General features: G+C 70.3%; 15 protein-coding genes. 5 read left to right on the top strand and 10 right to left on the bottom strand.

Going from position 1 to position 13,091, the window contains the following annotated elements; translation table 11 throughout:
* Window positions 1-111: 111 nt before the first annotated feature.
* Both greA and ACWICD_RS04775 read right to left on the bottom strand, forming a co-directional pair.
* Window positions 112-603, bottom strand: coding sequence for a transcription elongation factor GreA (gene greA, locus ACWICD_RS04780; protein WP_376127143.1), 492 nt, complete (start codon window positions 601-603; stop codon window positions 112-114).
* A gap of 72 nt (window positions 604-675) precedes the next feature.
* A complete protein-coding gene (locus ACWICD_RS04775) occupies window positions 676-1,068 on the bottom strand; it encodes a DUF4307 domain-containing protein (RefSeq protein ID WP_376127145.1) in 393 nt (130 codons plus the stop codon).
* A gap of 68 nt (window positions 1,069-1,136) precedes the next feature.
* On the opposite strand from ACWICD_RS04775, the gene ACWICD_RS04770 reads away from it, so the two are divergent.
* Window positions 1,137-1,424, top strand: a complete 288-nt coding sequence (locus ACWICD_RS04770; RefSeq protein ID WP_376127147.1) for a hypothetical protein — start codon at window positions 1,137-1,139, stop codon at window positions 1,422-1,424.
* Between the two features lie 5 nt (window positions 1,425-1,429).
* Here the strand turns inward: ACWICD_RS04770 and trhA are convergent, their stop codons facing one another.
* Window positions 1,430-2,107, bottom strand: a complete 678-nt coding sequence (trhA, locus tag ACWICD_RS04765) for a PAQR family membrane homeostasis protein TrhA (RefSeq protein ID WP_454139517.1) — start codon at window positions 2,105-2,107, stop codon at window positions 1,430-1,432.
* A 124-nt stretch (window positions 2,108-2,231) separates the two neighbouring features.
* On the opposite strand from trhA, the gene ACWICD_RS04760 reads away from it, so the two are divergent.
* From ACWICD_RS04760 to ACWICD_RS04745, 4 genes are all read left to right on the top strand, one after another.
* The gene (locus ACWICD_RS04760; RefSeq protein ID WP_376127149.1) at window positions 2,232-3,017 is read left to right on the top strand and encodes an isoprenyl transferase; all 786 of its coding nucleotides are present in this window, start codon (window positions 2,232-2,234) and stop codon (window positions 3,015-3,017) included.
* A gap of 2 nt (window positions 3,018-3,019) precedes the next feature.
* Window positions 3,020-4,144 carry an aminotransferase class V-fold PLP-dependent enzyme gene (locus ACWICD_RS04755; protein ID WP_454139436.1) on the top strand — a complete coding sequence of 375 codons (1,125 nt, stop codon included), beginning with the start codon at window positions 3,020-3,022 and terminating at the stop codon, window positions 4,142-4,144.
* A gap of 183 nt (window positions 4,145-4,327) precedes the next feature.
* A complete protein-coding gene (locus tag ACWICD_RS04750; protein WP_454139435.1) occupies window positions 4,328-5,683 on the top strand; it encodes a PhoH family protein in 1,356 nt (451 codons plus the stop codon).
* A gap of 108 nt (window positions 5,684-5,791) precedes the next feature.
* Window positions 5,792-6,454 carry a hypothetical protein gene (locus tag ACWICD_RS04745; RefSeq protein ID WP_454139434.1) on the top strand — a complete coding sequence of 221 codons (663 nt, stop codon included), beginning with the start codon at window positions 5,792-5,794 and terminating at the stop codon, window positions 6,452-6,454.
* Window positions 6,455-6,532: 78 nt separating this feature from the next.
* On the opposite strand, the gene ACWICD_RS04740 is transcribed toward ACWICD_RS04745, so the two are convergent.
* The 7 genes from ACWICD_RS04740 to xseA form a co-directional block, all read right to left on the bottom strand.
* A complete protein-coding gene (locus ACWICD_RS04740) occupies window positions 6,533-7,189 on the bottom strand; it encodes a response regulator transcription factor (RefSeq protein ID WP_454139433.1) in 657 nt (218 codons plus the stop codon).
* Complete coding sequence (locus tag ACWICD_RS04735) at window positions 7,186-8,652, bottom strand: ATP-binding protein (protein WP_454139432.1); 1,467 nt, start codon at window positions 8,650-8,652, stop codon at window positions 7,186-7,188. Before ACWICD_RS04735 ends, ACWICD_RS04740 begins: the two co-directional genes overlap by 4 nt.
* Window positions 8,653-8,749: 97 nt before the next feature.
* A complete protein-coding gene (locus ACWICD_RS04730; RefSeq protein ID WP_376127159.1) occupies window positions 8,750-10,144 on the bottom strand; it encodes a class II fumarate hydratase in 1,395 nt (464 codons plus the stop codon).
* 28 nt (window positions 10,145-10,172) lie between these two features.
* Window positions 10,173-10,823 carry a carbonic anhydrase gene (locus ACWICD_RS04725; protein ID WP_376127161.1) on the bottom strand — a complete coding sequence of 217 codons (651 nt, stop codon included), beginning with the start codon at window positions 10,821-10,823 and terminating at the stop codon, window positions 10,173-10,175.
* Window positions 10,820-11,473: a DUF4245 family protein gene (locus ACWICD_RS04720; protein WP_454139431.1), complete on the bottom strand. Its 654-nt coding sequence runs from the start codon at window positions 11,471-11,473 to the stop codon at window positions 10,820-10,822. The genes ACWICD_RS04725 and ACWICD_RS04720 overlap by 4 nt, the downstream gene beginning before the upstream one ends.
* Entirely contained in the window at window positions 11,473-11,712 is a 240-nt protein-coding gene (locus tag ACWICD_RS04715) for an exodeoxyribonuclease VII small subunit (RefSeq protein WP_376127165.1), read from the bottom strand. Before ACWICD_RS04715 ends, ACWICD_RS04720 begins: the two co-directional genes overlap by 1 nt.
* Window position 11,713: 1 nt before the next feature.
* Window positions 11,714-13,018, bottom strand: a complete 1,305-nt coding sequence (xseA, locus tag ACWICD_RS04710) for an exodeoxyribonuclease VII large subunit (RefSeq protein WP_454139430.1) — start codon at window positions 13,016-13,018, stop codon at window positions 11,714-11,716.
* Window positions 13,019-13,091: the final 73 nt, after the last annotated feature.

Raw genomic sequence — 13,091 nt, 5'->3', positions numbered from 1 at the left:
GACTGCAACGGCACGGCGAGACAGCGGGTGAACCCCGTCGTCTCGCCGTGCGGATGCAGTCTCGCGGCTGATCCCTGAGCCTGTCGAGGGGGCGCGGAGCCTGGCGAGGGGTCACTGCCCCGCGTAGGTCTCGACCTTCACGACCTCGACCGCGATCTCGCGGCCGTTGGGAGCGGTGTACGACGTCTTCTCGCCCTCCGTGAGACCGAGGATCGCCGAACCGAGGGGCGAGGCCTCGCTGTACACGTCGAGTTCCGAGCCGGAGGCGATCTCGCGGTTGCCGAGCAGGAAGACCTCTTCGCCGCCGGCGACGATCGCGGTCACGACCGTGCCGGATTCGACGACGCCCGTGCTCTCGGGCGCCTCGCCGACGGTCGCGTCCTTCAGCAGCTGCTGCAGCGTGCGGATGCGGGCCTCCTGCTTGCCCTGTTCATCCTTCGCGGCGTGATAGCCGCCGTTCTCCTTGAGGTCGCCCTCTTCGCGCGCGGCTTCGATCCGCTTGGCGATCTCCTCGCGGCCGACGGTCGAGAGCTGCTCGAGCTCGGCGGCGAGACGGTCGTAGGCATCCTGGGTGAGGAAGGTCACCGGGGCATCGCTGGACACGTCGATCTCCTTGCTGTGGGGGGCCGGTACGTCGAACGCCCCGGCGCTGGCCAGGGCGTGAACGGGAAAAGACTACGTCACCCAGCAGTCGTTGACAAACCCCGACACCGCGGGCGCGGTCGTCGGGATGACCTCGCGGTACGCGCGGCCGTGCATGTCGGACGCCTCGTATTCGACGACCTTCCAGCCGACGACGCCGTGCTCTTCGTCCTGCGCTTCGAGGACGCACGCGACGCTGCGGCCCGGGGGAGAGGTGAACTGGAAATCGAGCACGACCGTGCGCTCATCCACGAGGTCGAAGCCGGTCGTGTCGGCATCGACGGAGTCGAGAGACGAGGCCACCGTCATCCAGGAGAACAGTCCCACGGCGACGACGGCGAGCGCGATGCCGATGATGACGAGCGCCCGCGAGCCCCCGCGACCGCGTCGGCCGTAGCGCCGATCGAGCATGTCCTGGGTCGTCATCGCGGTCCTGTCGGGAAGATTAGGCTGGACATCCAGGCTATGCGCTTCCGGCGCGGATCGAGGACACCATGCACGACGTGATCGCCGCGCTCGCGACCGCCGACCCCCAGCCGACGCCGAGCATGACGGTCGACCCATCCCTTGTGACGCCCGGTCCGCTGGGCTTCGCCGTCATCGTGCTCGTGGTCGTGGCGGTCTTCCTGCTCATCTTCGACATGCTGCGTCGCATCCGCCGGGGTCGCGTACGTGCCGACATCGCCGACGAGCTGCGCGAAGAGGCCGAGGCCCTCGATGCGGACGGGCGACGGGATGCTGCCGAGCCCGACGAGGATCCGCGGGTTCCCCCGCGCCCGTAGCGGGCTCAGGGGCCGTGGTAGGCCGGCTGCAGCGCGATGAGCAGGCACGCCGTCCAATGGCAGAGGAACGCCAGCACGGTGCAGACGTGGAAGATCTCGTGGAACCCGAAGTGCCCGGGCCACGGATTCGGGCGCTTGAGCGCGTAGGCGACGGCGCCGACCGTGTAGAGCAGACCCCCGATGATGACGAGGATCATCATGGCCGGGTTGGCCTGGAAGAGCGGCACGATGTACATGACGGCCGCCCAGCCCAGCACGAGGTACAGCGCGACATAGAGCCATCGCGGTGCGTCGATCCAGAACACCCGGAACAGGATCCCCAGGAGCGCGCCGCCCCACGCGAGCGAGAGCAGGATGACGGTCTGCGACGTCGGCAGCGCGAGGACGGCGATCGGCGTGTAGGTGCCGGCGATGAGCAGCAGGATGTTGGCGTGGTCGATCCGCTTGAGGATGATCCTCGTCTTCGGACCCCAGTCGAACCGGTGATAGAGCGCCGAGTTGCCGAACAGCAGCAGCGACGTCGCCATGAAGACGGCGGAAGCCCACTTCGCGGGGCCGCCCTGCGCCAGCACGATGAGCACGATCCCCGCGACGATCGCGACGGGGAAGGTCGCGGCATGGATCCAGCCGCGCCAGGTCGGCCGGATCTCAGGCGTCGCGGCATCGACGGCCGCGGCCTCCATGAGAGGCAGTCCCGGGACGTCGGGTTCTGCGGGAACACCGTTGCGGCTGGTCACGTGCTCAGGCTACGCGTCGGTGTATGCCGTGACGAACATGCCGCGTGCCCGCGGGCGGTAGCGTAGGCGTGTGGCGCGCGCTTCGTCGAACGAGGGCCGAGGGCCCCTCTATCGCCTGTACATCAACCGGCTCCGTCGCCGGTTGGATGCAGCGGCGGTGCCGCGGCATGTCGCGATGATGATCGACGGCAACCGGCGCTGGGCGCGGCAGCTCGGCTACGAGTCGGCCGCGCACGGGCACCGTGCCGGTGCGGCGAAGATGCGCGACTTCCTCGGCTGGTGCGACGAGATCGGCGTCGACGTCGTCTCGCTGTACCTGCTCTCCAACGACAACCTGGTCAAGCGGGATTCCCGCGAGCTGTCCGATCTCATCGACATCATCGCCGAACTCGCCGACGGACTGTCGCGCGAACGCGACTGGCGCGTGCAGCACGTGGGCCGGTCGGAGCTGCTGCCGCCGGATCTGGCGCGCGTGCTCGACGATGCGCAGGAGCGCACGAAGGGCAATACGGGGCTGCACGTGAACCTCGCCGTCGGCTACGGCGGTCGGGGCGAGATCGTCGACGCGGTGCGCAGCATCATCGCGGCGCACTCGACCTCGGGCGGATCGTTCGAGGAGCTCGCCGAGAGCCTCACTCCCGAGCAGATCGGCGAGCACCTCTACACGGGGGGGCAACCGGACCCCGACCTCGTCATCCGCACGTCGGGCGAGCAGCGACTGAGCGACTTCCTGCTCTGGCAGTCCGCGCACTCGGAGTTCTACTTCGTCGAGGCGCTGGGGCCCGACCTGCGAGAGGTCGACTTCCTGCGGGCGATCCGCGACTACACCGATCGCGACCGCCGATTCGGAGGCTGACGATGATGGACCTCGAGGCGTTCCAGCAGTCGTTCGACGGCGAACCGGGCTATCTCGACTGGGCCGCGTTCGGCCCGCTCTCGCCCTCGGTGCGCAGCGAGGCGCAGGCTGACATCGAGATGCTCGGCTCGGCTCGCCGCTCGAGCATCGAACTCGTCGCCGACCACGTTCGCGAGGCGAAGGAGCTCATCGCCGAGCTCATGGGGACGGACCCCGACGAGGTGACGCTGCAGCCGTCGACGACGTACGGCCTCATGCACGCGCTGTACGGGCTGACCGGCGGCGGTCTCGTGCTCTCGCGCGGCGAGTTCCCGTCGCTCACGGTCGCGGCGACGCGCGCGAGCGACGCACGCGGATTCATCACGCCGCAGTGGGTCGAGCCCGACGACGGGTTCGTCACGCCCGACGTCGTGCGCGCTGCGCTGACCGACGACACGCGTGCCGTCGCCGTGAGCCTCGTCGACTTCCGCACGGGCTATCGAGCCGACCTGACGGCGCTGCGCGACGTCATCGGAGACCGCCTGCTCATCGTCGACGCCGTGCAGGGCTTCGGCGCCGTGGAGGCGGACTACCTCGCCGCCGACGTGGTCTGCGCCAACGGCTACAAGTGGCTGCGCGCCGGCAAGGGCACGGGGTTCGCATGGTTCGGCGAACGCGCGCTCGAGCGGCTCGAGCCGGTGCTCTCGGGTTTCGCGGGCGTCGAGGGGGATCCGCTCTCCGACGTCGTGCCGCTGCCGGCGGCATCCGCCCGCTCGTTCACGGTCGCGTACCCCGACACCCTCGACGCAGCGCGTCTCGCGACCGCCCTGCGCGACGTGCGCGACGTCGGCGTCGCCGCGATCGAGGCGGAGCTCGCGGGGCGCACCGCCGAGGTCGTCCGCACGGCGGAGCGCTACGACGTGCCCGTCGTCACCCCGCGCGAAGCCCGGCGTCGCGGCGGGATCGTGACGCTCGCCCCCGCGCCGCAGGATGCCGCTCCTCTCGCCGCGTCGCTCGAGAACCACGGCCTCACCGTCACGGCGCGCTTCGGTCAGGTGCGCGTGTCACCGCACGTCGGAACGACCGCCGACACGCTGCGGCTCTTCGGCGACGCCCTCGCGGCCTTCGCTGCGGCGCGCGTGTGGTGACACGCGTGTTCACCGACGCGTAACCCGTCGGCGGCGTGTCGGACGCGCCGGATGCCGCACGGCAGACGTACGTTCGTCGCATCGGGCACCGTGCCCGGTCGGGTCGGCCCCATGGATCGCGACTCGTGACACCTGGTCGACTCGTGACTGCCGGGTTCTCCACCCGGGGGCGGGGAGTGGGTTGTGACCACACGAGCACCACACAAGCAGAGCGATCAGGAACTGTCGGGCGTCGATCCGACCGACCAGACGCTGCGCACCTACGTCTTGGACACCTCGGTGCTGCTGAGCGATCCGCGGGCGTTCTTCCGCTTCGCCGAGCACAGCGTCGTGATCCCGGTCGTCGTCATCACCGAACTCGAGGGCAAACGTCACGATCCCGAGATCGGGTACTTCGCGCGTCAGGCGCTGCGTCACCTCGACGAGCTGCGCGTCGAGCACGGCCGCCTCGACTTCCCCGTGCCCGTGGGCGAGGGCGGCTCGCTGCGCGTCGAGCTGTCGAACACCGACGCGACCGTGCTGCCCCAGGGCATGCGCCTGGGCGACAACGACACCCGCATCCTCGCGATCGCGATGCACCTCGCGCAGGACGGGCACGAGGTCACCGTCGTCTCGAAGGACCTCCCGATGCGCGTGAAGGCGGCATCGCTCGGCGTGAGCGCCGAGGAGTACCTCGCCGAGCAGGCGGTCGACTCGGGGTGGACGGGCATCGCCGACATCCACGTCTCGGGCGACGAGATGAGCGACCTGTACGAGAGCGAAGTCGCCGAGAGCGCCGACGTGCACGGGCTCCCCGTCAACACAGGACTCATCGTGCACTCCGAGCGCGGATCGGCGCTCGGCCGGGTGACGGGCGACGGATCGTTCGCACTCGTGCGCGGGGACCGCGAGGTCTTCGGGCTGCATGGCCGCTCCGCCGAGCAGCGCATCGCGATCGACCTGCTGCTGGATCCCGAAGTCGGCATCGTGTCGCTCGGAGGCCGCGCGGGCACCGGCAAATCGGCCCTCGCCCTGTGTGCCGGCCTCGAGGCCGTGCTCGAGCGCCAGCAGCAGAAGCGCATCATCGTCTTCCGGCCGCTGTTCGCCGTCGGCGGGCAGGAGCTCGGATACCTGCCGGGGGACCAGCAGGAGAAGATGAACCCGTGGGGCCAGGCGGTCTACGACACGCTCGGATCGGTCGTCTCGGGCAACGTGCTGGACGAAGTGATCGAGCGAGGCCTGCTCGAGGTGCTGCCCCTGACGCACATCCGCGGGCGGTCGCTGCACGACGCGTTCGTCATCGTCGACGAAGCGCAGTCGCTCGAACGCAATGTCCTGCTGACGGTCCTCAGTCGCATCGGGCAGAACTCCCGCGTCGTGCTCACACACGACGTCGGGCAGCGCGACAACCTGCGCGTGGGGCGGCACGACGGTGTGGCGTCGGTCATCGAGACGCTGAAGGGACACGGACTGTTCGCACATGTGACCCTCACCCGATCCGAGCGCTCGGCGATCGCAGCGCTGGTCACCGACCTGCTCGAGGCCGGTGAGATGGCCTGAATCCGAATGCCGGCATGAGAGAAGTCTCACCCGGAAGGGGGTCACGCAGGGGGTGCGCTCTGTCACCATTGAAGGGTCCGTGAAATCGCGGACTCGAAGGGGGCTCTCGTGGACACGCGTGCACGGATCGCGATCGGAGGCACGACCGCGTTCGCGGTGACGGCCGCCGTCGTCGCCACCGTGGCCGTGACCAATACCGCCGTTCTCGCGGAATCGCCCGGCGAACCGGTCGAATCCGCCATGGTCCACGTGCGGCCCGCACCGCAGCTCACCGTCACTCCGCGCCCCGCTGCCGGGCCCGCCGACGTCTCTGCCGTGACCGAGCCGGTCACGGACCCTGTCGTCGAGCCCGTCGGTCCGCTGACGACGCACATCCCCGCCCCACCCCCGGCCCCGCCGACCGAGGTGGCACCGCCGGTCGATGTCGTCGCTCCCGCCGTGCCGCACGAGGTGGACCCGCCCGTCACGCGCACCGTGCCCGCGCCTGCGCCGGTGGTCATCTCGCCCGCTGCGCCGCCCGCGGCGGCGCTTCCCCCCGCCCCCGCGACACGCCCCGATCGAGGCGACGACGGCGACCGCTCACATCCCGCGCGTCCCGACGACCACGACGACAGCTACGGTCGCGAAGATCGCCCCAGCCGCTTCGGCGAGGCGAAGCCGCGCCCCCAGACCTCCGCTCCGGCGGTGACACCGTCCGTTTCCGAGAAACCCCTGACCGGAGACGGCTCGAAGAGAGATCGATCGCACGGTTCCCCAGACTTCCGCGATTGATGTGCGGCCGGCTTCCCCCAAGACCGGCCTTCCAGCCCCCGACGTCCCCAGCGTCGGGGGCTTCTCTCGTGCGCGGGACTATTCCCAGCGGTAGCCCTCGCCGCGCACGGTGGTGATGTGGTGTGCACCGAGCTTGCCCCGCAGGTAGCGGACGTAGACGTCGACGACGTTGGAACCGGGATCGAAGTCGAGCCCCCAGACGCTGCTGAGCAGCTGCTCGCGACTGAGCACGCTGCCCGCATGGCGCAGGAACTGCTCGGCGAGGGCGAACTCGCGTGCCGAGAGCTCGACGGCGACCCCCGCGACGGTCACGCGGCGTGCGAGCACGTCGAGCACGACGTCGCCGTGGCTCACCAGCATGCCGGTTTGCTGGGCGGATTCGCGGAGCCGTGAGCGCACGCGCGCGAGGAGTTCGTCGAACGTGAAGGGCTTCGCGACGTAGTCGCTCGCACCGGCATCCAGACCCTCGACCGTGTCGCGCGTGCTCGACCGCGCGGTCAGCATGATGACCGGGATCCCGGTGGCCCGCGCGCGCAGCTCGCGGAGCACCTCGAGGCCGTCCATCGTCGGAAGCCCGATGTCCAGCAGCACGAGATCGGCCGCGCCGCTGAGGGCGGCCTCGAGCCCCTCGGCACCGTCTTCGACGAGGATCGTGTCGTAGCCGGCGGTCTTCAGCCCCCGCGCGATGAACGCCGCGATGTGCGGTTCGTCCTCGATGATCAGAATGGTGGTCATCCCGAAGCCTCTCGCTGCAGCACGACGTCGCCGGCGCGGACGGGTGCGGGGAACTCCGTCGTCGAGACCGGGACGGGGAGGTGGATCGTGAAGGTCGCGCCGCCGCCGGGGGAGTCCGTGACGGCGCAGTGTCCGCCGTGCGCCTTGGCGATCGCATCGACGATCGCCAGGCCCAGGCCGGATCCGCCGACGCTGCGCTTGCCGTGCGCGCGATCGAAGCGGCGGAAAATGCGGTGCCGCTGCGCCGGGGGGATGCCGCTGCCGTGGTCTCGCACCCAGAGACGGATGCCGGTGGCGTCCTTGTCGCTGCCGAGCTCGATGGCCGAACCCTCGGCGGTGTACTTGGCGGCGTTCTCGGCGAGCTGCAGCCACGCCTGCAGCAAGCGGTCGTGGTCGCCCATCATGCGGCCGCGTGCGACGTGCTCGACCCGCCAGACGTGCCCCGGGATGACGGCGACGAGCTCGCCGACGCGTTGCGTGAGGGCGGCCAGATCGATGCGGTCGACGGCGAACGAGCCCCCCTCGACGCTCGCGAGCAGGTCGATGTCCTCGACGAGCCGCGTCATGCGGTCGAGCTCCGCGATGCCCAGCTGCCGGGCGCTGGTCACATCGGCGGCATCCCTCGGATTCATGAGCTCGAGGTGGCCCCGCACGATCGTGATGGGTGTCTTCAGCTCGTGCCGCACATCGTCGAGCAGCTGACGCTGCACGTCGACCGAACCCTCGAGACGGTCGAGCATCGAGTTGACGGTGCGCGACATGTCGGCGATCTCGTCGTTTCCGACGGCGGGCAGGCGCGGCGACAGGTCGGTCAGGGTGATGCTGTCGGCCGTCTCGCGCAGGTGCCGGATCGGCGAGAGCAGGCGTCCCGTGACGAACCAGCCCACGACGCCCATCGCGACGAGCACGACGACGGCGGCGATGCCGTAGGTCGCGATGGCCGCCGTCACCGGCTCGAGCTCGGCCTCCATGTCGACGGCGCGCACATACACGCCCTCCTGCGGGTCGCCGTCCATGCGGATCGGGATCGCGATGTAGCGCAGCGATCCGCGGGGGGTCACCGCCGTGCCGATCACCGTGGCGCCCGACGCCGTCTCGGTGACGACGCGGTCGGTGAAGTCCTGGTCGTCCGAGATGTCGAAGCCCGACAGCGTCGACGGCACGAACCGGGGGACGCCGTCGACGATCGCCATCGAGGCCTCGTTCCGGGCGGGCACGAGACGCGCGACGACCGCCTCGAGGTACGCGTCGACGGACGGGAAGTCGGCGACGGCGATGTTCTCGACCGCCGTCTGCGCCGACCCGTCCTGGGGGGTCGACGACGTCGGGGCGTCGGCCACCGTCTGCAGCCGTGCGACCTGCGCCTCGAGGCGCTCGGTGATCTCGGTGACGACCCAGGCGCGCTGCACGAGGAACGTCACCCCGCCGACGATCGCGAGCCCGACGCAGGCGACGACAAGCACCGCACCAAGGATGCGGACGCGCGCGGAGATCGGGCGTGGTGTTCGGGCCACTCCCTGATTATGGACCCCGGAGCGCCCGTGTGGTGTTCGAATCCGATCAGCCGGGATGGGTCATCGACAGCAGGTCGAGCTTCTCGTCGAGCTGTTCGATCGTCAGCTCGCCCCGTTCGACGTAGCCGAGGTCGAGGACGGCCTCGCGCACCGTGATCCCGTTGGCGACCGAGTGCTTCGCGATCTTGGCCGCAGCCTCGTATCCGATGAGCTTGTTGAGGGGCGTCACGATCGACGGCGACATGCCGGCGAAGGCCGCCGCGCGGTCGACGTTGGCCTCGAGCCCGTCGATCGTCTTGTCGGCGAGCAGGCGGGACGCGTTGGCGAGCAGCTCGATCGACTCGAGCAGCGCCGAGCCCATGACGGGGATCGCGACATTGAGCTCGAACGAGCCGGACGCGCCGGCCCAGGCGATCGTGGCGTCGTTGCCGATGACCCGCGCACACACCATGAGCACGGCTTCGGGCACGACGGGGTTGACCTTGCCGGGCATGATCGAGGAGCCCGGCTGCAGGTCGGGGATGTGCAGCTCGCCCAGACCCGTGTTGGGCCCCGACCCCATCCAGCGGATGTCGTTGTTGATCTTGGTGAGCGAGACGGCGACCGTGCGCAGGGCGCCGGATGCTTCGACCAGACCGTCGCGGTTCGCCTGCGCCTCGAAGTGGTCCTTCGCCTCGGTGATGGGCAGCTCGGTGTCGTTCACGATGAGCTCGAGCACCTTCTGCGGGAACCCGAGCGGCGTGTTGATGCCGGTGCCGACGGCGGTGCCGCCGAGGGGAACCTCGGCGACGCGCGGAAGAACGGCCTGCACCCGCTCGATGCCCAGGCGGATCTGCCGGGCGTAGCCGCCGAACTCCTGGCCGAGGGTGACGGGGGTGGCGTCCATGAGGTGCGTGCGGCCCGACTTGACGACGTTGCGCCATGCCTCGGCCTTCGCCTCGAGCGCGACGGCGAGGTGGTCCAGACCCGGGATGAGGTCGTCGATGAGCTCCTGCGTCACGGCGATGTGCACCGACGTCGGGAACACGTCGTTCGACGACTGCGACGCGTTGACGTGATCGTTCGGGTGCACCGGCTGCCCGAGGTCGAGCGTCGCGAGCTTGGCGAGCACCTCGTTCATGTTCATGTTCGACGACGTGCCGCTGCCGGTCTGATAGACGTCGATCGGGAACTGGTCGGCGAACTCACCCGCGATGATGCGGTCCGCGGCGCGAGCGATCGCGTTCGCGACCCCGGAGTCCAGCGTGCCGAGCTCGGCGTTCGCGAGAGCCGCGGCCTTCTTGATGCGCGCGAGAGCGGCGATCTGCGCCGGCTCGAGGCGGTCTCCGGAGATCGGGAAGTTCTCGACGGCGCGCTGCGTCTGCGCGGCATAGAGAGCGTCCTTGGGCACCCGGACTTCTCCCATGGTGTCGTGCTCGATGCGGTACTCGATGTCGGTCACGGCGTCGTTCCTCTCGTATCTGGGTGGGTCAGGCGTCGGTCGAGACGCCGAGGCTGATGGCCGGGGCGGCGAGCCCCTCGGCCAGGCGGTAGTTGGCGCCCACGATGCCGACGCGCTGCTCGGCGACGGCCAGGCTGATGAGCTCGGACGCGTTGAGCAGCGACGAGACGGTGTCGCGCAGATGCTCTCGGCCGACGAGTTCGGGGTCCACCTTCTCGGGCCGGATGCCGTGCACCGTCTGCTCGCGGATCACGCGTCGCGCGGCGGGCACGATGGGCGCGATCTGACGCCAGATCTGCGGTGCGAGCGCGGGGGCGTCGAGCTGTGTGCTCTCGATCGCAGCGGCGACGGCGCCGCACTCGTCGTGGCCGAGGACGACGATGAGGGGGACTTCGAGCACCTCGACGGCGTACTCGATGCTGCCCACGACCGACTCCGAGATCACCTGGCCGACGTTCCGGATGACGAACAGGTCGCCCAGGCCCTTGTCGAAGATGATCTCGGCCGCGAGGCGCGAGTCCGAGCACCCGAAGAGGGTCGCGTGCGGACGCTGCCCCGTGGCGAGCTCGTGCCGGCGATCGGCACCCTGATGAGGGTGGCGGGGTGCGCCTGCCACGAATCGCTCGTTGCCGCGCCGCATCTCGTCCCACGCTTCTTGCGGTGTCGGCATCCCGTTCATTCGGCGTCCTTTCGCAGAGCCAGCACTTCGTCGGCGACCGCGGCCGCCATGTCTTCGAGCAGGGGGTCGGCAGCCGTGCCGTAGATGAGGATCGTGTCGTCGCCGGCGGTCGCACCGAGGGCGACCGTGATGTTGCCGGTGCGCGAGGCGTCGAGATCGTAACGGTCCCAGGTCACGCCGCCGATGGACTGCGTGCCGGTCGGTGCCGAGCCCGACAGGATCCGGGCAGCCCAGCCGTCGTCGGCGTCGAAGGCCTGCGCGACGCGGAGGAAGCCGGGGATGTCTTCGTCGGCGGGGGCGTAGACGATCGTCCAGGCGCGGACCGAGCCGTCACCCTCGACCGCCGCGCGGTTGACGACCCAATCCGCCGCCGGCAGATCGGGGGCGATCGCTGTGTGGCCCTCGGCGACGCCGATGCTCTCGGCCGTCGCCGCGACGTCGATCGGATCCCGCGGCGGAGGAGTGCCGCGGGGCACGCCCAGCACGATGACCGCGACGATCGCGATCGTCACGAGCAGCGCCGCGATGAGGTTGCGCGTGGTCTGGCTCGACCGGTAGACGCGGGACGCCTCGGCCTTGCGGCTGGCGGTCTCGTCGGGTGTCTCAGGGCGGCCGAGCTCGGCCACGACCCGTGGTTGGCGCGGGGCCATCACGCCTCCGCGTCCGGCTCGGATGTGCTGCGCGCGGCCTCGAGCCGTCGTTTGGCGCCCAGCAGCCACTCCTCGCACCGAGCCGCGAGCGCTTCGCCGCGCTCCCACAGTGCGAGCGAGTGCTCGAGGGTCGGAGCACCCTGTTCGAGCTCGGCGACGACGCGGACGAGTTCGTCGCGCGCCTGCTCGAACGAGAGGTCCGAGACTGCCGCGGCGGTCGAGTCGGTCATGGGCTCCATCCTAGTTCGCAGCGGGCGAGGCCCCCGCCGCATCCCCTTCGTCCAGCGGGCCCTCCGACCGCGCGGCGAACGACCCTCGCGCGACCGTGACGGCGACATGTGCTCCCGCCGGAGCCTGCTCGGCATCGCGCACGATCACGCCGTCGCCGAGGTGCGCGATCGCGTAGCCGCGCGCCAGCGTCGCAGCGGGGGACAGTGCGCGCAGCGTCGCCCGCAGCTCGGCGGTACGGCGGCCCTGTCGTTCCAGGGCTCGGTCGATGACGTCGCGACCTCGCGCGCACTGCAGGTGCAGCTCGTGCGCGCGCGTGGTCAAGAGCGATTCGGGCGAACGCAGCACGGGACGTGAGCGCAGCTGTTCGAGCTGTGCGATGTCGTGGCCGATGCGCTGCGTCAGCCGTGTCGTCAGGCGCGCGCGCAGCTGCGCGACGTACGCGCGCTGTTCGGCGACGTCGGGCACGACCCGCTTGGCCGCGTCGGTCGGCGTGGACGCCCGCAGGTCGGCGACGTCGTCGAGGATCGGATGGTCGTTCTCGTGTCCGATCGCGCTCACGATGGGAGTGGATGCCGCGGCGACGGCCCGCACGAGGCGCTCGTCGCTGAACCCCAGCAGAGTCTGCGGATCGCCACCACCCCGCGCGACGATGATGACGTCGACTTCGGGGTCGGCATCGAGGGTCCGAAGCGCCGCGAGCGTCTCGGGCACGCAACGGTCACCCTGCACGGCGGCGTGGATCGTGCGGAAACGCACGTGCGGCCAGCGCAGCTCGGCGTTACGATGCACGTCCTTCTCGGCGTCGGAGTTCTCGCCCGTGATGAGGCCGATGAGGTGGGGGAGGAACGGCAGCGGCCGCTTGCGTGCGGTATCGAACAGTCCCTCCGACCTCAGTTGCGCGCGCAGACGCTCGAGCTTCTCGAGCTGGTCGCCCAGGCCCACGTGGCGCATGGCCGACACGGCGAAGCTGAAGTCGCCCGTGCGCCCGAAGTAGTCGGCCTTGACGCACGCGACGACGTGGTCGCCCACCTTGAGGTCGGCCGGCAGGCGCTCGCGCGTCGAGGACCACAGGCGGAACGAGATCGCAGCGTCCGTCGTGAGGTCCTTCAGCCGCCCGAAGACGTTGCCGCCGCGCAGGTTCCACGAGGTGATCTCGCCTTCGACCCACACCGAGCCCCATTTCGTGACGAATCCGCGGATCGTGTCGTTGAGCCGGGAGACCGACGTCGGCGACTCGCGGGACGACTCGCGCGGGTGCACGGAATCGGGCGGGGGAGCCTCGCCCGGCACAGGGGCGGCCTGGAAGGTCGTCATGCGGTCCTCTCGTGCGGGCGCGCGTCGCGGCGTGACCCGGCCTTCGTTCAGGTGTCCGGCCGTAGACTCATGC

This window comes from Microbacterium sp. NPDC055357, from assembly GCF_053644835.1.
The sequence above is the reverse complement of the archived record's forward strand: the minus strand, read 5'-3'. Positions and strand labels throughout refer to the sequence as shown.

Excerpts from the sequence above, each read along its gene's own strand:
- ACWICD_RS04775 (WP_376127145.1), bottom strand. The coding sequence starts at position 1,068 with ATGACGACCCAGGACATGCTCGATCGGCGCTACGGCCGACGCGGTCGC.
- ACWICD_RS04770 (WP_376127147.1), top strand. The coding sequence starts at position 1,137 with ATGCACGACGTGATCGCCGCGCTCGCGACCGCCGACCCCCAGCCGACG.
- trhA (WP_454139517.1), bottom strand. The coding sequence starts at position 2,107 with ATGGAGGCCGCGGCCGTCGATGCCGCGACGCCTGAGATCCGGCCGACC.
- ACWICD_RS04755 (WP_454139436.1), top strand. The coding sequence starts at position 3,020 with ATGATGGACCTCGAGGCGTTCCAGCAGTCGTTCGACGGCGAACCGGGC.
- ACWICD_RS04740 (WP_454139433.1), bottom strand. The coding sequence starts at position 7,189 with ATGACCACCATTCTGATCATCGAGGACGAACCGCACATCGCGGCGTTC.
- ACWICD_RS04725 (WP_376127161.1), bottom strand. The coding sequence starts at position 10,823 with ATGAACGGGATGCCGACACCGCAAGAAGCGTGGGACGAGATGCGGCGC.
- ACWICD_RS04720 (WP_454139431.1), bottom strand. The coding sequence starts at position 11,473 with ATGGCCCCGCGCCAACCACGGGTCGTGGCCGAGCTCGGCCGCCCTGAG.
- ACWICD_RS04715 (WP_376127165.1), bottom strand. The coding sequence starts at position 11,712 with ATGGAGCCCATGACCGACTCGACCGCCGCGGCAGTCTCGGACCTCTCG.
- xseA (WP_454139430.1), bottom strand. The coding sequence starts at position 13,018 with ATGACGACCTTCCAGGCCGCCCCTGTGCCGGGCGAGGCTCCCCCGCCC.